14 protein-coding genes are annotated in these 23858 nt (G+C 45.2%); 8 read left to right on the forward strand and 6 right to left on the reverse strand.

Features of this window, described 5'->3' with window-relative positions:
* Positions 1-5: 5 nt before the first annotated feature.
* The 6 genes from PAT3040_RS00635 to PAT3040_RS00660 are packed head-to-tail and all read right to left on the reverse strand — an operon-like array spanning position 6 to position 7594.
* Entirely contained in the window at positions 6-1412 is a 1407-nt protein-coding gene (locus tag PAT3040_RS00635) for a glycosyltransferase family 2 protein (protein WP_108991110.1), read from the reverse strand.
* Positions 1409-2533, reverse strand: coding sequence for a HEAT repeat domain-containing protein (locus PAT3040_RS00640; RefSeq protein WP_108991111.1), 1125 nt, complete (start codon positions 2531-2533; stop codon positions 1409-1411). Before PAT3040_RS00640 ends, PAT3040_RS00635 begins: the two co-directional genes overlap by 4 nt.
* Before the next feature lie 15 nt (positions 2534-2548).
* On the reverse strand, positions 2549-4714 hold the full coding sequence (locus PAT3040_RS00645; protein WP_108991112.1) for a hypothetical protein: 2166 nt from the start codon (positions 4712-4714) through the stop codon (positions 2549-2551).
* Between the two features lie 28 nt (positions 4715-4742).
* Positions 4743-6191 (reverse strand): CotH kinase family protein, encoded by a 1449-nt coding sequence (locus PAT3040_RS00650; protein ID WP_108991113.1) that lies wholly within the window; start codon positions 6189-6191, stop codon positions 4743-4745.
* Positions 6192-6202: 11 nt separating this feature from the next.
* Positions 6203-6880 carry a DUF4956 domain-containing protein gene (locus PAT3040_RS00655; RefSeq protein ID WP_087565837.1) on the reverse strand — a complete coding sequence of 226 codons (678 nt, stop codon included), beginning with the start codon at positions 6878-6880 and terminating at the stop codon, positions 6203-6205.
* 18 nt (positions 6881-6898) lie between these two features.
* Positions 6899-7594, reverse strand: a complete 696-nt coding sequence (locus PAT3040_RS00660; RefSeq protein WP_108991114.1) for a polyphosphate polymerase domain-containing protein — start codon at positions 7592-7594, stop codon at positions 6899-6901.
* A gap of 254 nt (positions 7595-7848) precedes the next feature.
* Here PAT3040_RS00660 and PAT3040_RS00665 point away from each other — a divergent pair, with 254 nt between their 5' ends.
* From PAT3040_RS00665 to PAT3040_RS00700, 8 genes are all read left to right on the forward strand, one after another.
* Positions 7849-8634, forward strand: coding sequence for an aspartate dehydrogenase domain-containing protein (locus PAT3040_RS00665; protein ID WP_087565839.1), 786 nt, complete (start codon positions 7849-7851; stop codon positions 8632-8634).
* 232 nt (positions 8635-8866) lie between these two features.
* The gene (locus PAT3040_RS00670; protein WP_108991115.1) at positions 8867-11014 is read left to right on the forward strand and encodes an ATP-binding protein; all 2148 of its coding nucleotides are present in this window, start codon (positions 8867-8869) and stop codon (positions 11012-11014) included.
* Between the two features lie 6 nt (positions 11015-11020).
* Positions 11021-11725, forward strand: a complete 705-nt coding sequence (locus PAT3040_RS00675) for a response regulator transcription factor (RefSeq protein ID WP_108991116.1) — start codon at positions 11021-11023, stop codon at positions 11723-11725.
* Positions 11726-12088: 363 nt separating this feature from the next.
* The gene (locus PAT3040_RS00680; RefSeq protein ID WP_108991117.1) at positions 12089-14389 is read left to right on the forward strand and encodes a helix-turn-helix domain-containing protein; all 2301 of its coding nucleotides are present in this window, start codon (positions 12089-12091) and stop codon (positions 14387-14389) included.
* A 157-nt stretch (positions 14390-14546) separates the two neighbouring features.
* Positions 14547-15503, forward strand: coding sequence for an ABC transporter permease (locus tag PAT3040_RS00685; protein ID WP_258234769.1), 957 nt, complete (start codon positions 14547-14549; stop codon positions 15501-15503).
* 2 nt (positions 15504-15505) lie between these two features.
* Positions 15506-16402 (forward strand): carbohydrate ABC transporter permease, encoded by an 897-nt coding sequence (locus tag PAT3040_RS00690; RefSeq protein ID WP_087565843.1) that lies wholly within the window; start codon positions 15506-15508, stop codon positions 16400-16402.
* Positions 16403-16426: 24 nt separating this feature from the next.
* The gene (locus PAT3040_RS00695; RefSeq protein WP_087565844.1) at positions 16427-18019 is read left to right on the forward strand and encodes an extracellular solute-binding protein; all 1593 of its coding nucleotides are present in this window, start codon (positions 16427-16429) and stop codon (positions 18017-18019) included.
* 86 nt (positions 18020-18105) lie between these two features.
* Complete coding sequence (locus PAT3040_RS00700; RefSeq protein ID WP_108991118.1) at positions 18106-23835, forward strand: CBM96 family carbohydrate-binding protein; 5730 nt, start codon at positions 18106-18108, stop codon at positions 23833-23835.
* Positions 23836-23858: the final 23 nt, after the last annotated feature.

Here is a 23858-nt window from a genome sequence, read left to right on the forward strand (position 1 = left end):
CAATTTTAGAGATCGATATTCATCTTCTGGCGTGTGATTTCGCCCCAATGGTTTTTCTTCTTCTTATATCGGAAAAAAGAAGTCATTCTAACAAATGCAATAACGAGTCTGAGACCCGCATTTTCCAGCAAACATAGGCTGATGACCTTTAAGACATCAATTAGATCAAGCTTTAAATTTTGTGTATGGATACGAGCAAAGAAAGCTGTCAGGGAAAGGATTGAGCCAAAGCCTGCGTATATCAAATAAAATATAATCATAAATTGTACATTAATTATATTAACAGAGAAGGCCAGCATGATGGTCAGCAATCCAAACAACTCAATAAAAGGTGATAATAATTCATAAAACAGAAAATAAGAATAAGATGTTAGACCGACAATACCGGATTTTGGATTTACAATTAAATTTCTATGCTTCCAAAGGCTTTGGGACAGTCCGAGATGCCATCGTCTTCGCTGCTTAATCAGATCCGACATCGTTTCTGGTACTTGACTCCAGCATATGGCATCGGGTTCGTATTTAATAGAATAAGGGATTTGATGAGAACGGCAAAAGGAATGCAGCTTTACTACAAGCTCCATGTCCTCGCCTAGAGTGTCGTGATCATAACCGCCGACATTGATGACCATATCTTTTCTAAATAAGCCAAAGGCGCCAGAAATAATTAGGTTTCCATTAAATTGATCCCAAAAAATGCGGGATGCCAGGAAAGAGCGGTTGTATTCCAATGCCTGCATAATAATTAAAATATTATTAGGCAGTTTATATTTGATTACTTTACCATTTTTAATCGTAACACCGTTCGCGATGTTGATAAGCCCGCCACAAGCAATAACGTCGCGGTTTTCAAGTACAGGCTGAATAATTTTTTCAAGTGCATCATCCTGCAGCATGGAGTCTGCATCCATACAGATAAAGTAGGGGAATTGTGAAGCGTTAATTCCCATATTTAAGCTGTCCGCTTTGCCGCCATTTTTCTTTCGAATCAGCGTGATCTGGATATTATCTCGATAGCCGAGATAACAAGCCTCCTCAGGCATACACGGAATCAGCTTGCGGATCGGGCGCTCGATTGGATTCAATTCGAAGTAATCAATCAATGCCTGTGATGTGTTATCTTTTGATCCGTCATCCACGACAATAATTTCAAATAACTGATATTTAGAATTCAGCAACGAAATGACGGTATCTACAACGGTAACATCTTCATTATAAGCAGGTACAATGATCGAAATGGGAATATAATAGTCATGTTGGAGCTCATTTTTCATTTGCCGCCTTTGCAGCTGTTTGTATAGCACGGAGGTTCCGACCGTAACAGACAAAAATAAAAATGTAGAATACACCAGCATATAACAAATGAAAAAAATGGCTACATATTCGAATAATACCTTGATGGAATCCATCATACCCTCACTGCCTCCTGCTGTTGAGCCTGTGCTTTGATACGGGTTCGCTGGTCTTGGTACAGCAGCATATCTCTTGCGAAGCGGTCAGTACCATTGTATATGGATGCAAGCTCATTGTAATTTTTTCGCAATGCATTAAGAGTCTCAGCAGCATTAAACCGAATGTACCAATTGGAATGATGCATGGCTATCTTCAATGCTTCTATAGATGCAGGGGTTGGATATGCTCGGATTACCGTTGCTGATATCGCTATAATCTCCCAGTCGTCCGAAGCCTCTGTCAAAGTCGTATGCAAAAAGTGATACATAGGTTCATATACATATTTCCCGTAGTAGCGAATGATTGCCACTTTAACTTCCTTGTTTGTTTCTTGTCGTATTAACAAGGAGTAAAGCTCCTCTTTAAATTGATCCGAAACAGCATGCAAAAATTTCACGATGGAAACCTGAATGTCATTGTTAAATTCGTTAAAGTGCTCCCACAGCAAGGCACCGAGTCGAGCTTTATCGCCTTCAAAAGATAATAGACCATCGGATAACAATTTTTCATGATGGAATATTTCATTTTTATTTATTAACATAATCGCAGATAACACATTTTTTTCATTACCAAAGCTGTAAAGCGCTTTGAGCGCATTTTCCCTGCAATAAGCTGATTTGGTATCGATAAGCTGCAGCATGCTATTAATGATCTCATCTTGCTCAATATCCTTGCAAACCTTGTATCTCGACATCAAATAGGCAAAATAGGCTTTTCTTATATCATCCTTCTGCATATATTTTACAGCCAGGCTGCCGAACAGGGGGCGGCTTAAGAGCAGATACTGTTGAACGACTACGGCATCTTGCTCAAGGGCAGCCTCTATGGCTTCATGAAAAGCCATCAGCTTGTTTGGCGCGGTCAACATCTTGTTCAACTTGATTTGTATCGTTCGTTTAATGGGTTGTTTGCGCGCAATATGCTCAAGCTGCACATCGATTAGTTTTGAGATATCCTGGGTACGAGTTTTAAACCTTTTGTATTGCGACTTGCGGAAAAAAATAATGAAAACATTGAAAATGAGCATGCTGATACATACACCTATATAAATATAAACGATCTCTTCGACTGTAATGATCATGTGTATGTATCACCCCTACTCATTCTTTACCCAGACTTTCTGAATTTCATAATAAGATTGCTTCAATCGTTCATGGTAGGTTACTTTTCGTCCCCAACCGTCTAATGCAAAAGGTTTCATCGCAATCCGTTGATTGATTTCCCCTTTTTTGCCGATTCCTGTATACAGCTTGTCGATTTTGATATTTTCCACGCCATAATGCTTATAGTAATCATCATGAATCATCATTTCCGAAGGGTTGGAAAAATTGAAAAGCTGCCACGGAATTTTAATCTCGATATACTCACCGCTAAAGTGAAAATCCGCAAGCGAGTTAAAATCCGGCGATTCAGGATTGGCATTACCGTAAGTCAGTCTTCCGGTTTCATAGATCTCCATATTCAACGCTTTAGTTTGGGCATTATTTTTAGGTTGTGTTGCTTCTTTTGGATCTAACAGTGCTGTTTGCAGAATCAGATTTATATTTTTGAAAATAGGCGTCTTTTTATCAGGAGGATCATAATAAGCATCTTTGCCCTCTACTTCGTGCCGGAACATAGCGCGTAACACTTCATATCGTTCTTGAACCAGCACACGGCTATTTTCCTTTCCGTTGATAACCATCAGAAAGTCTGCATCACGCTCAAATTTCACATCTTCATTCTGGCTGTAATTGCTGCCCGTCTTCGGAGTCGTATCGATTGGAATGTAGAGTGTGTCATCCTCTGTAAAACCCTTATTCCATGCAAGAAAATAGATGAATTTTTCATCATATTTCATAGAAAGAGAAGAGGTAGGGGTGTCTATTACTTTATCTGTATCTTTCCATTCGGATAGATCACCATCTACATAGCTGATACTCTTCTCTTTGCCGGGATCAAAGGATAGCAGACCGAAATACTGTTCATTTGTTTGGTAATCGCTCCAATAAGGTGTTTTTGTCAAATCCACCGCATGCATCGTGTTCCAGGTGCGTTTAAACCATTCGTCCTGCCATGTAAAAATAACAGCGCCTGCCGAGCCGGCGGCCATAATATCGTTATAACTGTCAATAATGGCCTGTCCTTGCTGCTGTTCCGACAATCTTCCTTGAGATCGCCCTGTATTAAAGTCTTTCTGCGCCATTCCTCTTGATGTAGGAAAACCGAATTCCGAGATGACTACTGGCATCGTATGATGATCATTAATCATTTTTAAATAAGCGTAATACGTATTTATTTTGCCTGCCTTGTCCACATACTTTTCTTTGTCTAGCATGTAATTCAGATAGTCGGGATAATAAGGATAAATATGATAGGAAGCAAAAGTGCCCGACAGAAAATTTCTGGTTGGCTGGATATGCTCGACATCCACCTTGGCTATCTTATAGAAATAATTAGAGATGTAATCTGGATAATCTAACGGATCAGTAGTAGCCCAATTCGAAAATGCAACCAAACGCTGCTGCTTATATCGGTCGCTTTCATACGCAATAATCTTGTCTCCAACCTGTGCTAACATCGCTTCGAACGGACTGGCATCTACAGTGGTACTAAAGTAATTCCCTATATAGATGTTTTTGTCTTTCTGCATGCGATCCGTATAGGCAACTGTAAGATCTTCCCATTCGACACCCAAAATATAACCGATAACCCATGGGGAGATATCCTTCGTATAGCTGCCTGAACCATGGCCTCTTCCGAGTTCCAGTTTTCGATTGCCATGGACAACATCGACAAGAAGCCTGGAGTCTTCGATCATCCGATCTAAAAAACTTTCGTCATAGGCATCTACGCGAGAATTTTGAACATAATCATTGACCCATAACCCGTGGATAATATACAGTGGATTTTTATTCCCAGTATTATATTCACTCACAGCATCATAAAAGGTATCGTCCAATATCGTATAAACCCGAACGGTATTGGCGCCCATCTCTTGAATTAATTTAAACCAGCGAAGATAGGTGGTTTTATCGATCGCATAATCTGTGGCAAAATAACCTGGTATCCCCACACCCATATCTACGCCTTTAATTTGGAATTCCTCGAATCCCTTTCCAATACCGTGATCGACATAGATCTTTTTGCCCTCCGTTTTTGTAAAACTTGTTACAGTCTTATCGGTGGAAAAAGAAATATAAATCCCTTTATTGTAATACAGATAATCGCCAATAAAGTACAGTAGGAGGATGGATACGCAAATGATAATAAACTTTTTCAATTAGCGTTCCTCCTTTCTAAGTTAGCTGCTAATGATTAAACTTTTTGTTGTTAGATTCATGGCTGTACTGGTAGAGGGTTTCGATGTGCTCGTCCATCCAGCTGCCTCTCTTTTTAATGAAGGCCTTCATTTGCTCTATAGCTTGATCATAACTCGTAATATTCCGCTCGTAGGGTTCTAGCAAGCTCCGCTCGGTGAGCTTTGATGGATCAAAGCTGTAGCCCCAAACTTCAAAGTTGCGATCGCGAGCATCTCCCAAATAAGCGACCGTTTCATCCATGTAGTTCATGAGATAATCTTCGCTTAATGTGGTTTTTCTAAGCGTTTTATATCGATGGACAATTGCATCGACAAAGGCCTTTTCTTTGGTAAGCATAAAGTACCAGGTTCGATCATGAAGCGCAAACCCAGTGCCATCATGGGCTACCTCCATATAATTGTCAAATGCGTTGTTAAAGTCCCAGACAGGCCCAATAGTAATTTTCCCCCGGATATCCTTGTAGAAATAAGTGGAGTATATAGCGGCGTCATAGTTTTGAAAGAACTCGTTGATAATAAAAAAATCAACAAATGACTGCGTATCAATAAAGCTTTCGTAGCCATAATCATCGTCATCATAGTCATAGGAATAAAGTGATTTTTCGAACTTGCTAAAATCACGCTCAATATATTCCTTCAGCGCTGGCGTAAGCTTTCGTGTTGCAGGATACTCCACATTCATCATATATCGATTGGTTTCGGTGTTCGGAGGTATCCGTTTGATGTATTTAGAGAAGTTATTTAATTCATTTTCCGGAGTGTCGCCTCGATCTATCCTTAAGATGTAACTGGTAAATGGATCACCATCTTTGTAGCTTGAAATATTTACTCGTTCCGTCCCTTGGGAAATCGTCTCCATCAATACATAAACACCTTGATATTGTTCATTGACAAAAAGTTCGACGAAACGAACCCTGGGCGCATACCCCATAATTTCCGCCGAAATATTCATGCTCAAATAATTACGAATCAAGGTTTTGTCTAGAAAGGGCCCATTTAAAACCCAATTGTCATGGGCAGGCATGCCTGCTACCTCTTGTTTATTTTCTGTTCCATCCGCATGCACCAGTTTGACAAGATATGATTTCTTATCAAAATGGAGCGACGTATTTCCTCGATATCTGATGTCTGCCAAGGTAGAAAGTGCAGGTTCATCGGTAAGATAGTTATTTTCGCCTTGCGTATCAAAAATGCTTAAATCGCTTCTCAGCATTTCCTTTTGACCTCTCGCACCAGGAATGCTAGCTCCATTAGTATTAATGGAAACAATCGGCAGATGTGTACAGAAAACCTGATCCTTCTGGACGCAGGTTTGGGGCGGGAGCGCCGACAAGTGCTGATGTTCTCTCGTAATGGTGTCCGACAGGGCAACCGAACTATAGAAAGTAAAGAAAAGGGCCAGGCAGATCACGCCAAAATAAATCCATTTTTTATTCATCTATTTTACCGTTAACCATCGATCTCATCATTTTGGGTGACCACATTGACATATTCAACATCGTCAATTTCATAGAGGACCTCAGTAATGCTTTTATTTCCCTTTGCGGCCTCGGCCAGTGTTCTGCCGGATAACTCATAGATTAACTCCACGGATTCCCTTGTCGAGTTTAAGACTCTTAAATTCGCTTTTGATTTGAAATAGGAGAACACCACAGATTCGATATTTCTTTCCTGGCTTTTGGCTGCTCTAATGATGAGAAGCCTTCTGTTGTCGTTTTTTATTCTTCCCAAGAAGAGGAGGATTATAAATAAGGCAGCCGAACTTAAGGAAGCAACCATAAACTCGCCGGCGCCGCTGCTGATGCCTGCCACAATCGCCCAAAAGATGTACACGGTATCTCTGGAATCCTTAATCGCCGTTCGAAAACGAACAATAGACAGAGCACCGACCATACCTAAGGAAAGTGCTACGTTATTTCCAATAACTGCCATGACGCTTGTCGTTAAAATAGTGAGCATTATTAATGAAACGTTGAATTTCTTACTATAAATCGTACCGGAATGAGTAATCCAGTAAGACAGAAAAATAACGAGTCCAATTATAATGGAAACTCCTAAATTTGTTAGAATCCCTTCTAGATCCAATGTTTTTCCCTGCTCCAGCATGTTCGATAAAAATTCTCTCATGATAAACGTTAACCGCCTTTACGATAAATGGTTTAATAGATTTCTTCTTCCCAGGACATATTTGCAGACTGCTAATTCACTTTTAGTGCACTGGTTAATCATGTTACGGATATAGCTGAGTAAAAAATGATTATATTTAACCTCGAGGACGACGTTAAAACGATCGAGCACGGGGTTCATTTTTAGATGATCGGAAAAGATGTCGAAACAACTTTCTGTTGCTTCGATTTGGTTGTCAAAGGTAATTCTGATTTTATTTTCCTTTGCAATAAACGCTTTGCGATTGTACTGGATAACTGCAGTCGGTCGATAACAATACATATTCATATATCCGTAACACTCCGCTGCAAATGGTTCGGGATACTTTAGCAGGGGCGAATAGTTGCCTTTGCATAATTGCGCCGCGTCATCTCTTTTGATCCGCAAGGAACGTTTCTTTTGATAAGGGCCCTGTTTTTGTTTCATTTCAAGAACGGCAAACTCACTGGATGGATCATAGACGCGAAGCCGTATTTTCCTTCTGATGTAAATCCCATTTACTTTTTCAAAAAAGTCCCGGTCGTCCAGCGTATCAAAATAAAGGGATCGGATCATATATCCGTCCGCTCCGTTATGAGGATCCTGATGCAGCAGTAGACTTAAAAAGTGACTATGCTTCACATACTCATCAATAGATATCAGGTATTTCTTTTCTTGTCTAAAGACTTCATTCATCCAGCTATCCCTCACCCTTCTTTAAGGACGGAAAATTGTCGTATAATGTTGAAAGCTAAGTGACAATAATATCATACTAAACTGAAAAATTTCTGAACATGTCAATAAAAGGCGAAAATAGGAGATGGAGAACTCGTAACAGCCTTGATTAATATAATAAAAATTATTAGTATAGAGGCTACGGCTTGGTTCGTTTGCGCCACAAAGCTGCTTTTTTGCTATGCTCATATAAATAGGAGAGGGGTTAAGGAACGATGGAAAAAAAGAAACTGGCATTTTTGGGCTGTGGATTTTTAAATGAGATCGTGGCTAACGCTTTACATAACGGATATCTTCCTGAATATGAGCTCGTTGGTGCATTTGGAAGGAATCCCGTGCGGACAACGACTTTTGCCGAACGTCACAATTGCAAGGCATGCTACAGTATGGAAGAGCTGTTGGCATTAAAGCCGGATATTATCGCAGAAGCTGCATCGCCGCAAGCAGTCGGAGAGTACAGCGAAACCATTCTAAAAGGCGGAGCAAGCCTGGTCGTACTGTCTATAGGAGCTTTTGCGGATGCGGCATTATATAATAGAGTAAGAGAGACAGCAGCCGAAAATAATCAAAAGGTATACATCGCCAGCGGTGCTGTCGGGGGGTTTGATGTTCTCCGTACTGCTGCCCTAATGAGTCCTATCAAAGCAACCATGACATCTAAAAAATCGTTACGCTCCTTGTTTTACACACCGCTCTTTAAAGAAGAGCTCATGAATATAACGGAGCCGGAGCAAGTGTTTAGCGGAAATACGAAGGAAGCGATTGAAATGCTTCCTTTTCATTTTAACGTGGCGGTTGCTACAGCTCTTGCCAGTGCAGGTCCTGAACGGACGACACTCCATATCGATGCGGTTCCTGGCTTTGTAGGAGATGAATATAAGATAGAGATCGAAGGCGGAGAAGTGAAAACTGATCTTAATATTTATTCCAGAACGAGCAACATCGCCGGCTGGAGCGTAGTCGCTGTCTTGCGAAATATCGTATCGCCCATTGTGTTTTAACGAAGTAGGAGATCCAGCTCTGTCTACGGATAATCGGCAAGGGCGATCAAAAGTGATCTGCATCGGTGAACCGTCCGTTGGGACGGTTTTTCGTGCGTTTAAAACAGGACCCCGTCGTAATATTGTGTTCAACGCCTCGCAGATATTTGTTGGGCACATTTTCCTATAATGATGATATGATCTAGATAATCAACTTACTTATGGTGCTCTTGCAGATTGGGGTCGTTTCATAATGAAGGGTATTCTCCGATTCGGTTCTCGTACGATCTTGCTTCATATCGTTGCTGCCGTTGTTGTTGGTTTGGTTATAAGCTATGCCGTCATCTCTGTACCGGAATCTCCTAATTTACATAGTGAAAAAGGCATTCTGGATTTAAAGCAGGTTCATGTCAGTGAGAACCCGCTAAATTTAAAAGGGGAGTGGGCGTTCTACTGGCAAGAGCTGCTGTCGCCCGAGGACATACAGAATCGCTTGGCGAAGGACGGATATCGTGACCGCTGGATCAGCATACCGAGCTCCTGGCTAGGTTATCGGTTAGATGGTCAGCAGCTGAGCGGTACAGGCTTCGCAACCTTTCGTGTGGTCATTGAGCTTAGCGAGCAGGATAAGAACGAGAGGCTTGCTCTGCGGCTGCCGACCATCTTTCATGCGTATAAATTATGGGTGAACGGTGAGCTGCTGGCAGAAGTCGGTGAGGTTGGTCAGGACAAGAGCAGCGTGACCCCGCTTCTGGCAACGAAGCTGGTGTTCTTCCAGCCCGAGCATGAGAGGGTGGAGCTGGTTATGCAAGTCGCCAACTTTCATCATAAGCGAGGCGGCATCACTAAGTATATCGAGATTGGCGGCAGTGATGTATTAACGGTCAGGAGAAATCTGGATATCGCCGCTGAGGTGTTCATCACCACGAGCCTGCTGGTGATTGGCGCGTATCACCTGCTGTTGTTCATCCTGCGGCGCAAAGACAAGGCTCCATTGTATTTTGGTCTGTTCACCACGTTGTCCGGTATCCGATCCCTGCTGGTCGGCGAGCTCTTGCTCACACAATTGTGGCCATCTTTTCCATGGGGATTGCAGTTCAAGATCGAGTATCTGATTCTTTGCAGTATTGGTTATATCATGACGATGTACTTTGATAGTGTTTTTCCGAATTATGTGTCGCGTTGGTTTCATCTTGGCACGCGGATCGTTACCGGCGCATTCTGTATCGTTGTTGTGGTGACCCCTGCACTTCTATATACCAAAATGTTACTGATGATCGGTGTGATCGTTGTTCTGCATATGGTTTATCTGATGGTCGGGCTGGGCCTAGCCGCTTTGCGACGCATGGAGGGAGCGCTAATCTTCCTGCTGGTGTCGGTGGTTGCTTTAGTTACGGTTATCAACGATTTTTTATATTACAACGAATGGTCACGAATCGGAAATACATCTCCTCTTGGTCTGTTGGTGTTTACGATCGCGCAGATGATTCTGCTATCTTCCAGATTTACGAGGGCGGCATCGAATGAAGAGCGGATTGCGCGCGAACTGCAGGACACGAACGACAAGCTGTCCGAAATGAATATGAATTTGGAACGGATCGTACAGGAGCGCACACATGCCTTATCCGCAGCTCATGATGATCTCCGCACATCGTATGACCAGTTGCTCCTATCCGAGCAAGGGAGAAAAAAGCTCCTTGCCTATATCACGCATGATCTGCGTTTGCCGCTGTCCAGCATGCTTGGATATGTGGAGGCTGTGCAAGACATGGTCAAGCCTGAACGCAATGAACAGTACCTGGCGTATATCCGGGATAACACGATAAGGATTAACCGCATGATCGAGGAGTTGTCCTTCTTGTCGCATTTGGAGACGGGACAAGTCTCGTATCGAATGAAGCCGGTCCATACGGCTCGCTTTTTGCGCCAGTTCTATGAACAATATGAGCTGGTTGTGCGTGACGCAGGGCTCCATTTCATGCTGGATGTCGGAGATACGGGAGATCAAGGACCCAACATGTCTGTTGTCGAGATGGATGCGCAAAGACTGGAGCAGGCTTTGTTCAATCTGGTGTCGAACGCAATGAAGTTCACCTCTAGCGGCGGGGTGGTGCGTATTGCGTTAGCTGTGGACGAGGTGGATCATACCCGCTATGCGATCATTAGCGTGCAAGACTCCGGCATGGGTATTCCTCCAGAGCAGCTCGAGCAAATCTTCGATCGCAATTACAGGTATGATCGACCGGGCATGGATAAGGGAGTAGAGGGCAGCGGGCTCGGGCTGGCGATTTGCAGGGAAATCGTACATGCGCATGGAGGGACGGTCCGAGCGGAAAGCGATGGTCAGACGGGGACGACCTTCTATGTATCGCTTCCGTGTGTTCGAGAAGAGGGAGGGTGACGGTGGATGGGCACATACAAAATAATGATCGTCGATGATGATCCCCATATATGCGAGATTATCCAGGTGTATTGCGAGCGGGAAGGCTTTATATCCACCTCTAGCCACAGCGGGACAGAAGCAACAAAGCTGCTTGCTTCGTTCGAGCCGGATTTGATTGTACTGGATGTACTGCTGGCTAATGAAAACGGCATAGATTGGTGCATGAACGCACGCAGCCGCACGGATGCGCCGATTGTGTTCCTGAGCAGCCGCGAGGAAGACGAGGTGAAAATCAGCGCATTATCCTACGGCGGCGACGATTATGTGACTAAGCCTTTCAGTCCGGGAGTACTCATGGCCAAGATCAAAGCTCATCTTCGCAGAGTGTCGACGGGCAGAAGGGAACAACTGCTGGAGTTGCCGGGTTTGACGCTGGATTTCTACGCCCAGTCCGTCAACACGGGCAGCGAAACCATCTTTTTATCGAAAAAAGAGTTCAGTCTACTGTCCTATATGGCACAAAACGTCAATCGTGTCGTTAGTAGTGATGCGTTGTTTCAGCTCATTTGGGGAATGGAGAGTCTGGAGGATACGAGAACGGTCGCTGTGCACATCAGCAATTTACGCAAAAAAATTGAAGCTGATCCTGCCAATCCTGAGAGAATCATTACGGTTCGGGGGGCTGGCTATATGCTAGTTGCCAGAAGTCCGTTACAAACGCGTACATAGCGTTAATACGTGATGTTTGCATCGCCGGCAGCAACGTTGCCCTTTTTAGAACGTGTTTCAAGACCTGTACATCGCTAATGTCGAGGGTCGAGAACCGTTCTATTTCTTTTTTGCCTTGGTTCAAACGCTTCCTAAAAAAATAAGTGTTCGAAACTAAAAAGAAATAAATTGACAACATAAACAATAGTAAATAGTATTGAAACATAAGACAAACGTGCGTTGGGATACGAGTATACCGAATTCAAGCTCAAAAAGTGCCTATAAAGAGTTGCAGCGCGCCAAGCCTTTCGAAACGTAAGATGTTCGGAAGGCTTGTCTCATTTTGAGCGACGATCTATTTCATCACGACTAGAGGAGGACTATATGTCGGTTCATATTTCGAGAAGAATCAAGCTCACCTACAGCATCGTATTAATGGTGATCATTGCACTCAGCTTCTGGCTGTCCTTTATAGGCACAGTTGGGAGGCTGGAGAAGGACTTGAAGGATGTTCACTATGCGCTGCTCAATCAGATCGATAATAAAATCGAGCTGTCCTTCCGGGAGACGGAAAGAAATTTGCTGAAGCTTATGAATGAGATGGAGTTTGTTTATTTCATGTATGACAGTTATATCGACGAGTCGGAGAAGTATGTCAACTTTTACAGCCTATTCAATAAAGTGACAAGCTTTACCCATTCCAATACACAGTTGACCTCGGTTTATATATATTCCGATGTAAGCGGTAACATGCTGATGAACAAGATGTATGTGCCCCATTCGGAAAATAACGAAGATTGGCTAGTGGATCACATTAATATGGATGGCTATATAAAATGGCTGCCTACTCATCAAATATGGGAAGGGGCTGTTTCCAGGGATGTTGTCACTTTAATCCGCCCTTATCCTGCGATTAGCAAGCCAGGTTTTCGGAAGGGACTGGTGGCTGTCAATATAGACGAGCTGCTGCTGCAGCGCATGATCGCAGGCATCTACGAATCAAAATACAGCGGCCAAACGATCATTATGGATCAGGAAGGCCAGGTTGTCACGCATAGCGACCGTTCCCAACGCTATGGCAGTGCCGACTCTCTTCCGTTTGCGAAACAAATCATGGCAGGCGGCGCGAAGGGTGAATTTACGATTGACTGGCATGGGACGAAGCACTCGGTGTTCTACATGAAATCGGCTTATACGGATTGGAATATAGTAACGGTCATCCCCAATAGCGATGTGTACAAGCCGATCTCATCGACGCGGGATTTGCTCATCGTCGTCGCGTTGGGCATGATTGTCGTTGCTTTATTGGTGCTCTTTTATTTTAACCATACGACGTTTAAACCGATCGAACGCCTGGCCGGCAAAATGTTCGGGGTATACCGTACGCCGCAGACGGAGGCCGCAAGGCGTTTGAACGGTTTTAGCTCGCTGGAGACGATGTTTGATCAAATTTCGTTGGATCGCGAGCATCTGGAGCGTCAGGTGCGGGATTTCAAGCCTGTGCTGAAATGGCGTCTCATGACCGATATGCTGACGGGCAACAAAACGGAATACGCCGCTGTAGGTCATCAATTGGAGTATATCGGAATTAAATTGTACTCCCGTTATTACATCGTTTGCAGCGCCGAAATCGAGAAGGGGGAGCAACTTGGCAGCAGAGACCTGGCGCTTTATACATTCATGCTTTGCAATGTGGCGGAAGAGCTGATTAATATGGAGCATGCCGGAATAGCCGTTGATTTGGGCGGCGGAAAGGCGGTTATTTTAATCAGCTTTGCTGAAGGCGATGAGGAACAGAACCATTTGCGCGCGCTGGCTGTGCTGGAGTTGCTGCTGAAGGCGATGGAGCGGGAGTTCAAGCTTTCAGTAACAGCGGGGCTTGGACGCTGCTATCCGGATATGGCGGATATTCCAAAATCCTATGATCAATCTCTTAAAGCACTGCAATATAAGCTGCTGTTCGGCAGCGATGCGGTCATTTCGATAGAGGATATTTCCACCTCTCAAAATCAGGATTACTACCATATCGTCAAAAAGGCCGAACGGATTACGGAGTCGTTGAAGCAGTCGGATGACGAACGCGTGAAGCTGTACGTTAAGGAGATGTTTGCAGATGCGCTGGGCAGCAATTTATCTCCCGACTTGATTAAGCAGCTTTCGTTTGAGCTGATTATGAAGTCGCTGCAAATGATCTCTTTTATCGGCATAGACCCGGAAGAGACGATTGCAAGCCTCGGCAATTTACATCAACGCATAACGGCTTGCGACAATTGGCAGGACATCGAACGCATAGTTGCAAGCGTGTTGGAGCAAATAGCGGCAAATATCGCGGAAAAGAGAAGCAGCCGCGGTAAAAATAAAACGGTAGACAGCATACTTAGCTATATTCAGGAGCATTACCATGAGAGCGAGCTTTCACTGGATCAATTGGCGGATAAGTTCGAGCTGTCTCCTCCGTATATAAGCAAGCTGTTCAAAGAGCATACGGAGCGAAATTTTATTGATTATTTAATTGAAATTCGGATTGCGGCTTCCAAGCAGTTTTTACACGACAGGAGCATGAAGGTCAATGATGTCGCAGAAGCAGTCGGCTATACGAATACGCGCAGCTTTCTGCGTGCCTTCAAGAAATATACAGGACTGACGCCTACAGAGTTTAGAGAGCAAAAAACGCTTAAATCATAAGAAAATGAACCTGAATTAATAATTGTAACCTGGGTTTTGCAAGAAATGACACCATTTTAAAACGAGTCTCTTTCGCCTATCTTGCCCAGCTGCATACAATCGAGTTGCGAGGCGGAATGATCAGCCTAGCTTAATCGATGCAGGGAGGAGGATTGCAATGAAGGGGATGATCCCGGTGGACCAAGTGCCCGTCGGAACGAAGAAGAACGGCACCATTACGAAAAGATTGATCAGGGACAAGTATTTATATTCGATGCTGTTGCCTGTAATCGTCTTTTACATCGTGTTTAAGTATCTTCCTATGGGTGGCGAAATTATTGCATTCAAGGACTACAGATTCGCCGACGGCTTATTGGGAAGCAAGTGGGCAGGGTTAAAGCATTTTGAATTGCTTTTTGAAAGTGCGGATTTTTGGCGCGTATTAAGAAATACTCTGTTATTGAATGTGTACAGCTTAGTTTTTGGGTTTCCAGTACCGATTGTTCTGGCTCTTCTATTAAATGAGGTTCGCAGAGAATGGTATAAGCGCCTCGTGCAAAACTTTCTTTATGTTCCGCATTTTATTTCCTGGGTAGTGCTGGGCGGTATTCTGGTTGCGATGCTGTCGCCAAGTACCGGGATAGTCAACCTGCTATTAAACAAGGTATTTGGCATCGATCCGATTTATTTTATGGCTAATTCTTCATGGTGGCCGGTTATGTACACGTTATCGGGAATTTGGCGCGAAGCGGGATGGGGGACGATTCTATATCTCGCGGCAATGGCGGCCATAGATACGCAGCTGTATGAAGCTGCCAAAATCGACGGTGCCAACAAGCTTCGGCAAATATGGCATGTTACATTGCCGGGTATTCGCAGCACGATAGCGATTTTGCTTATTTTGCGTATGGGCAGCATGATGGACGTGGGGCTGGAACAGACCTTGGTGCTGCAAAACAGCTCTGTGCTTGACGTTGCGGATGTAATAAGCACTTACGTTTATCGGGTTGGATTGCAAAATATGAATTACAGCTATACGACGGCGATCGGCTTATTCCAATCCATTGTAGGATTAATTCTTATTATTAGCGTAAATCGAGTCATTAAAGTATCTGGAGAGCGGGGGTTGTGGTAGCTATGAACGCTAGAACAGACAAAAAGAGATGGCTGCCGCAACTGGGAGGAGCGATAAATGCGCTTTTTCTTGGCCTTTTCTCATTGGCTACCTTATATCCATTCTGGTATGAGGCGGCAGCATCGTTTAGCAGCAGCAGAGCGATTACATCAGGCGAAGTGATGTTTTGGCCTGTCGAATTCAATATCGAAGCGTATAAACGTTTATTTGAAGACGGGCAGCTGTTCATTTCTATGAAAAATACGATATGGGTTACGTTTGTAGGCACATTGCTGAATATCGTGCTGACGATACTTGCAGCGTATCCTCTATCGAAGAAGCGGCTGCTTGGCCGAAGCGCTTTGTTAATGTTTATAACGTTTACCATGCTTTTTGTGTCGGGTCTTATCCCTAACTTTATTTTGGTCAAATATTTAGGGTTGATGAATTCCTATTGGTCGCTATGGCTGCCTGCGTTAATAAGCACCTACAACATGTTTGTTATGAAGACCTTTATGGAAGGGCTGCCCGAAGAGATTGAAGAGTCCGCGGCGATCGACGGAGCAGGGGACTGGCGGATACTTGTGCAAATCATTATGCCGCTGTGCAAGCCAATTGTAGTTGCGCTGTCTCTGTTCTATGCGGTTGGCTGGTGGAACAATTATTTTCAGGTGATGCTCTATATTGGAAAATCCAATAAACAGACGCTTATGCTCAAGCTTTATCAGATGATCAGGCAGGTAGATCAGCATTTGCTTAACCCTGCTGGCGGATCCGAAGGGGTTATGCAAGCGATGTTGACGCCGGAGGCGATTAAAGCCGCCGCGATAGTTATCGCGATAACGCCGATTTTATGTGTTTATCCGTTTTTGCAGAAGCATTTTGTTAAAGGCGTTTTGATTGGTTCGGTGAAAGGCTAATTTTGAAAAAAAGGGGATAGAAATATGATGCAATGGAAAAAGACGGGTGCTGTATTGGCGACTGTAATCATGCTGCTGTCGATATTGGCTGCATGCAGCTCCAATAAGGAGACGCCTAAGCCATCAAATGAAGGCGTAAAACCGACGGGCGAGCAAACGGATAATAAAGGAAACGAGCCCAATAAACCAAAAGGGAAAATCAGCATTTCGGTGTTTGACCGCGGATGGGTTGCCGCAGATGAAGGTACCTATGAAAGTAACCGCTGGACGAAGTGGATCAACGAAAATTCCCCTACCGAGGTAGAGATTATTCCGGTTCCTAGAAACGAGGCGCAAAGCAAACTGAACGCCTTGATCGCTTCGGGCGAAGCTCCCGACCTTATCTGGGAATATGATCGCAACTATATGACGCAATTGGCGGCGCAGGGCGCTATACAGCCGATCGGGGAGTATATTGAAAAGTACAGCACCTCCTACAAAGCTTATTTGGAGAAAAATGCGGACTTGCTGCCTTATTTGACCGTGGACAACAAGGTGTACGCGATTGCTTCCAAGCGTGGAGTAGATGCTATTGCCAACCATGCGATGTGGGTTCGCCAGGATATTTTGGACCGCTTGCAGCTAAAGGCTCCTACAACTGTAGAAGAGCTGTTTGAAGTAGCGCGTAAAATAAAGGAAGACGATCCGACAATGACTCCGATTGCATTTAATGGCAACGGAAACCCGATTATGCGAACGTTGTTCCAAGCGGTTTCGGATCAATGGTATTTAGAGGAAGGCAAGCTGGTTAACGGCAGAACGCTGGATCGCCATCGCGACTCCCTGGCTTTTCAAAAGCAGCTTTTTGACGAAGGGCTGATTGATAAGGAATACATTACGGACAACAATTTTGAACGTGCCAACCAGCTTTGGGTAACGGGCAAAGCGGCGATTATGTTCGGCGCATGGGATATGCCTAATCAATTCCGCGATTTGATGGCGAATGTACCGGATGCGAAGATGGTTCCGCTTGAGCCGTTCGCAACACAATATGGCAAAACAGGTTTGTATCAAGAAACACCGGCCAACATCTATGTTATGTTCAACAGCGAAATGAGCGAAGAAAAAATCAAGGATGCGATTGCCTATTTGGATTGGATGATTGAAGATAACTGGTTGCCGCTGAAAAAAGGGAATGAAAATGAGCATTACAAGCTGGTAGATGGCGTGCCGCAAACGCTTGATAGCGAACAATTCCGCAAAGAGGTTTTATATGCATTCGAGTATGCCGTCGTTCATCAATGGAGTCCGGAAGCTTCGTGGTTCCCGATTTTGGCGGCGCAGGATGATGTAGCGCAAGCGTATGCCAAGCAGCAGTCTGTATCGATTGAAACTGCGCTTAAAAATAATTTCCGCAGAGATATTGCCTATAACCCGGATCTCCCTGAGCTGAGCCAATTAATTGCCACGTTCAAGCCGATTGCCGAGCAAATTGAAACGAAGGTCGTAACAGGGGGCAGCGCAATGACGCCGCAGCAGGGGATAGATGAGATCCGTAAAGAGTGGAAACGTCTTGGCGGAGAAAATATCGAGTCTATGGTTCAAGAGTGGTACGAAGCTAATAAGGGCAATTTGTAAGGAGCTGACTATCAAAGTTGCTTCACCTGCAGCAGCTGCAGGTGAAGCAACAGCTGTCCAATGATCTCACTCTAGGAGGTTGGAAGATGAGGAGAAGGAAACGCTCAACCAAAGCATTAGTCCAATTGCTTATTCTGGCCATGATCTGCACGCTATTTCAGATGAACAACATGTCTGTCTATGCTAATGATACGGGAGACGTCATTCAAAGTGGAGCAACAGAGCTTCATACGCTCAAGATATCACCATCGGATGATTCATATGTGCGAGGCTCGAATGCTTTTGCTAATAGCAACTTTGGTAAAGAGAAGTCTTTGGTAGTCAAGAAGGGGAGCCCGGAATTAACTCGCGAGAGCTACATGAAATTTGACTTCACCGATTTTTCCGGAGAAGTAGAATCCGTTACGCTGGTCGTGTACGGCGCTGTCGGGGAAGGAAACCAAGCAAGTATTCAGCTTCATAGCGTAACAAACAATGATTGGACAGAAGAGACAATCACTTGGAACAACAAGCCTTCCTATATATCCGATGCAATGGCTTCTTTTACATTGGGCAAAGAAGCAAGGGGTTACGAGGCCGATATTACAGATCTGGCAATAGATCAGCTGGCAGCAGATAAGAAGGTTAGCATTGCCTTTGTTCAGCCTGAAATGCCGGGAGGGCAAGGAATAGCCGTCGTTTTAAACAGTAAGGAAAGTGACAGTCAACAACCCTATGTGGAAGTGAAATATAGGGCGCCAGTGGATCATGAAGCACCTGTCTGGCCAAATGGCAGTGAACTAAAAGCGATTCAGACTGCAGATGATACAGTTGAATTGCAGTGGACACCGGCTATAGACGATCAAATGGTTGTATCCTATCGGATTTATCAGAATGATGAGCTGATCGCCACAGTGCCAGTAACTCAAAAGCATTACCATGCAGCGGGGTTGGCACAAAAGCAAACTTATTCCTTTAGGGTGGAAGCGGGAGATTCATCTGGCAATTGGTCACAGGATGGGCCGGAAGCAGTCGTAACTATGCCAAGCATTGTCAGACTTCCGGTTGTTGAGGACACCCATGTTAACTCAGGCAGTGCAAGTCAGTCGAATTATGGCACGAGTGACAAGCTGATCGTCAAAAATATGAAGGCTGACCCTAATGTGACTCGCCAAGCTTTTATGAAATTCGAAATGGAAGCGTTGCCAGAAGAGGTCGGCACTGCAACTCTCAACTTCTATGGAGCCGTTTCAGATGGCGGCGGCAGTGCGATCGATATGGCTGTGTATGGATTGGAGGATCATTCCTGGAAAGAAGCGGAAATGACCTGGATCACGAAACCGAATGTTATACATTTCTTGAACAAGATTCCGATGAATACGACTTGGAAATGGCATCAGGTTGATGTTACCTCCTATGTAAAGGATCAGATTAGCAAAGGAGAGACAAATGCCGGCTTTGGTATAGTACAGTTAGCAGATGTCGGACTCGTAGCAATCATTAATAGTAAGGAAAATACAGAGAATCGGCCTTATCTATCCATCAACAGCTCACGTGCAAATGCGGCAGCGCCAAGCTGGCCAACGGGCAGCACCTTGCAGCTGCAGAGCATGGAAGAGGAAGGAGTGGCGTTCCAATGGGGGGCAGCGGTAGATCCGACAGGTGTTACGCAATATCGGATCTATCAAAATGGAACATTAATGGATACCATAAGCAGCCAAGAGGAGAGCTACTTTGTTGAAGGTCTTATTATTGGCGAACGTTATACCTATAAAGTAGAAGCAGGCAATGCGGCAGGAGAGTGGAGTCAGGATGGTCCGATTCTAACCGTTACTCCGCCAGACACGAAGTTCAAACAGACTGTGCTTGGCAATGTGTTTTTGAATAATGAGCCTATACAGTTCATCGTTGAGACAGTCAGGCCGAATGTGAGCTGGAAAGCCTTTAATCTGAATGGCACGAAGGTTGCTGAGGGCACGGCAAAGGCCTTTAATGGGCAGGCAACGTTTACAGTTCCCGATCGTGGACTGGGATATTTCACACTCGAAGCACAGGCTGAAAAAGGCGGCAGCTTGCCGATTATGTTGGAAACAACTTATTCCGTGCTTGCACCTTTCACAGCACCGGCGAATGGCGATTCACCGTTCGGGATTAATACGCATTTGCATCGCATCGGATACGGCTGGAATGCGGATCTTGTGAAGCTTGTGAAATATGCAGGCGCCAGCTTTGTTCGTGATGGTATAGAGTGGCAATATATTGAAAAAGAAAAAGGAGTATATACCTACTTTCCTGATCTCGAAAATTATATGGCTAGATTGAAGCTGGAAGGCATTCCGCTGCTGTTTGTTGCCGCTTATAATAACCAATTTTACGATAATAACGGAACCCCTTATACAGATGAAGGGCGACTAGGCATGGCGAATTACGCAAAGGCATATGTGGAGAAGTATAAAGACCAGATTTTCGCCATGAATGTGTACAACGAGTTTAACGGCGGATTTGGCAAACGCGGCAATAGCCCTGCGAATTCACAACCAGAATATTACTTTGAATTATTGAAGAAAACCTACGAGGTCGTACATGCGGAGCATCCAGACTTGCCGATTGTCGGTATTGTATCTGCCGGCATCAGTCTGGACTGGATCGAAAAAGTGCTCGAGCTGGGAGGTATGGATTATCTTGATGCTATAGCAGTACAAGAATATGTATACCCCAACGCTCCTGAGGAATTAGCAGAGAAGCTGGAAGATCTGAAAACATTGATTAGAAAGTATAATGACGGAAATTTGGTTCCGATTTGGCTGACGGAGTTTGGATGGCCAACCTTTGTTGGATCTCGCGGAGTCAATGAGAAGCTGCAAGCAAATTACCTGCTGCGAGGGCATGTCATCGCATTAAGCAGCGGTGTGGAAAAAATGATGTGGTACGATCTGATGGACGATGGCATGATAGCGGATTTGAACGAAGATAATTTTGGAATGATCCGAAATGAAAAAAGCTTGTTGGGGGCCTATACAGCCAAGCCGGCTTATCTGAGCTATGCGGTAATGACGCGAGAGCTGACCGGCGCACAATTTGAGGAAGTAGAGGCAGTCGAAGCGCCGATTCACAGCTATCGCTTTGTCCAGGATCAGCAGCCTGTTCGAGTGGTCTGGGCAACGGAGGATGCCGTTATCCAGATTGCAGCGGATGCTCCAATCGAGATTACAGATATGATGGGCAATACCGAGCTGTATTCTCCGCACAACGGAAAGATAATGCTTTCCCTTACCGGAGAGCCGTATTATGTGAAAGGCCACATCGGTCAAATTGCTGTTGAGCCTACTATTACAATTAGCGGCGTAGCTACCGTTGTAGGGGATGAAGGACAATTCGCAATTTCAATGACCAATACGGGCAAATCGAAGCTCTCCCTTACTATGGATGTTGAAGGGAAGGAGTACCCTATTTCGATAGAGCCTGGCCAAACGATTAACAAAGAAATTACAGTAATGGACACGCGTGACGGCTATCGATATATTCCGGTTTATTTAATGGCAGGAGGCCAAAAGGTCGGTAAGCTTGGTTATGAGCTAAAGGTTGAGAAAGCCAAGGAAGTAAAAGTACGTCCGATCATGGAGCAAGCGGAAGGCGCGGAAGGACAGTATAAACAAGCGCTTCATATTGATGTTGCCAACTTCAGCAAGCTTCGCGCACTTGATGTGCAGGAAGTGGAGTGGAGTATTGGGAACCAATCTGGTAAGCAGGCTTTGAACACCAGTATCGAACCTCAGGCGTCAAAGCAAATTAACATTCCTCTTCCTTCTTTCGGATTCGGGGATAATTACAAGGCTTCCGTACTTGTGAAGTTTAGTAATAGTGATGCGTATCGATACGAAGGCAATTTCGGTTTTAACCCTGTTACGGAGCGAACGGTGCAGGTGAATGGAGAAATTGAGCCGGAGCTTGAAGCAACAGCTCCAACCATCGACTTGGAAAAAGGAACGCAAGTACTATTATCCGGCTTTAGCGGCAAGATCGATGTTCGCGGCAAGATGTGGATGAACTATGACCGTGATCATCTCTATCTGACAGCACAAATTAAGGATGGGATTCACTCTGCAAAGGCAACCGGCAACCAGATTTGGAATAATGACAGCTTGCAATTTGCGATTTCATCAGGTGTACCCGGCGAGAGCAGCAGCTGGTATGAAATTGGATTGTCCGATACGCCCGAAGGACCGCAAATGTATCGATTCGCTGCTCCGCCAGGTATTGATAAAGGGGCAATCAAGTCTGGCAAGCTAGTCGTAAAGCGTGACGAGGAGAAAAAAATTACCGTGTATCAAATGTCGCTGCCATGGTCTGAACTGGCGCCGGTGCTTCCGCTCCGAAATGAAGTCATGAGCTTCTCCTTGCTTGTTAATGACAATAACGGCGAGGGCAGGCGAGGCTGGATGGAATGGGGATCGGGGATCGGTCTTACGAAGAGAGCTAGCCTGTTCCGCACCATGCAGTGGATGCATACGAAGCCTGCTCCGGTTGCAGTTGACGCTTCATACAGTGTGAAAGCGGGGGAGGAACTGCGCGGCATGCTTAAGAATGAGGCTGCTTCAGGAAGTGCAGTAACCTATGAAATTGTAACTGCGAGTAAGCAAGGAACGATTGAGCTGATTGATCCTGCAACTGGCGAATTTCTCTATGTTGCCAAAGTGTCAGCATCGGGAGAGGATCAATTTCGATTCCGTGTTTATGACGGTTATGGCTATTCCAATACGGCAACGGTCAAGCTGGCTATCCATAGCGAGCCGAAGCCGCCGACCGATCCGCCTGCATATCCGGGAGGCGTGGCGCCTAACGAATCCTTTAACGGGGAACTGTATGTACCTGCAGGCATGGGCGGTGAAGTAAGCAAGGGTCAGCAAATTAAGCTGAGCATCCCGAAAGGTGCGACCAATGTCAGCGCTCGCTTCAAGATCGAGGAGTGGAAGGAAGAACTGCCAGTTCAGAAAGGGGTTCGTCTTCTAAGCCCTGTTTACTTGCTAAGTCAGGATGGGAATGCCGAGCTAAGCAAACCGGCTGTCCTTCGCATCGCCTATGAAGGTCAACTGAAAACAGGCGAGGAGGCCGTCCTTGCTCGATACGATGAGCAGCAAAAAGCATGGGTGAAGGTAGGCGGCAAATCTGGCGAGCTGAGTGTTACTGCAGACATCAATGAGCTAGGTACTTTTGCTGTGGCAGTCTTCGCGAAGGAGGAGCCGAAGCCGCAGAAAGAGCTGGCAGACATCGCCGGACATTGGGGACAAAAGTGGATTGAGCGTGCAGTAGAGGCAGGACTTATTACCGGCTTCCCGGATCATACGTATCGTCCGGACCAGGCGGTTACCCGCCAGGAATTGGTTACGATTCTGACAAGAGGCATGAAGTTGCTGGAAGGTCATTCAGAAGCAGCGGATGAGGCTGCCGAAAGAGCGGTAGTCTTCACGGACGACGCGAAGATTGGCAAGTATGCGCTGGAGGCGGTACAGCGAGCCGTAGCGGACGGGTGGATTACGGGCTACAAAGATGGCAGCTTCCGACCGCAGGGAGGAATGACAAGGATCGAGCTCGCAGCGGTTCTGGCGCGCATTAGCGCTTCAGTCGGTAAGGCAGCAGGTCAAGGTGCCGGCGTAGAAATGCAACTGAACGGCTTAAAGGATGCAAAGCAAATCCCATTATGGGCACAAGGATATGTCGCGCAAGTGCTGGCAAGCGGCCTGATGGAAGGAACAGGAGACGGCCAGTTCAAGCCGCTGGAAACGGTCACCCGAGCGGAAGCTGCTGCGATCGCGGTGCGAATGGTGCAGCAGATGTAAATATGGACTGCTCCATTTGTATA

It is taken from the genome of Paenibacillus agaridevorans, assembly GCF_003112455.1.
Lineage (GTDB): Bacteria > Bacillota > Bacilli > Paenibacillales > Paenibacillaceae > Pristimantibacillus > Pristimantibacillus agaridevorans.

Bases quoted from the DNA above. Each gene is read 5' to 3' on its own strand.
- PAT3040_RS00680 (WP_108991117.1), top strand. From the start codon at position 12,089: ATGTCGGTTCATATTTCGAGAAGAATCAAGCTCACCTACAGCATCGTA.
- PAT3040_RS00690 (WP_087565843.1), top strand. From the start codon at position 15,506: ATGAACGCTAGAACAGACAAAAAGAGATGGCTGCCGCAACTGGGAGGA.
- PAT3040_RS00700 (WP_108991118.1), top strand. From the start codon at position 18,106: ATGAGGAGAAGGAAACGCTCAACCAAAGCATTAGTCCAATTGCTTATT.
- PAT3040_RS00655 (WP_087565837.1), bottom strand. From the start codon at position 6,880: ATGAGAGAATTTTTATCGAACATGCTGGAGCAGGGAAAAACATTGGAT.
- PAT3040_RS00665 (WP_087565839.1), top strand. From the start codon at position 7,849: ATGGAAAAAAAGAAACTGGCATTTTTGGGCTGTGGATTTTTAAATGAG.
- PAT3040_RS00650 (WP_108991113.1), bottom strand. From the start codon at position 6,191: ATGAATAAAAAATGGATTTATTTTGGCGTGATCTGCCTGGCCCTTTTC.
- PAT3040_RS00675 (WP_108991116.1), top strand. From the start codon at position 11,021: ATGGGCACATACAAAATAATGATCGTCGATGATGATCCCCATATATGC.
- PAT3040_RS00685 (WP_258234769.1), top strand. From the start codon at position 14,547: ATGAAGGGGATGATCCCGGTGGACCAAGTGCCCGTCGGAACGAAGAAG.
- PAT3040_RS00660 (WP_108991114.1), bottom strand. From the start codon at position 7,594: ATGAATGAAGTCTTTAGACAAGAAAAGAAATACCTGATATCTATTGAT.
- PAT3040_RS00670 (WP_108991115.1), top strand. From the start codon at position 8,867: ATGAAGGGTATTCTCCGATTCGGTTCTCGTACGATCTTGCTTCATATC.
- PAT3040_RS00640 (WP_108991111.1), bottom strand. From the start codon at position 2,533: ATGATCATTACAGTCGAAGAGATCGTTTATATTTATATAGGTGTATGT.
- PAT3040_RS00695 (WP_087565844.1), top strand. From the start codon at position 16,427: ATGATGCAATGGAAAAAGACGGGTGCTGTATTGGCGACTGTAATCATG.
- PAT3040_RS00635 (WP_108991110.1), bottom strand. From the start codon at position 1,412: ATGATGGATTCCATCAAGGTATTATTCGAATATGTAGCCATTTTTTTC.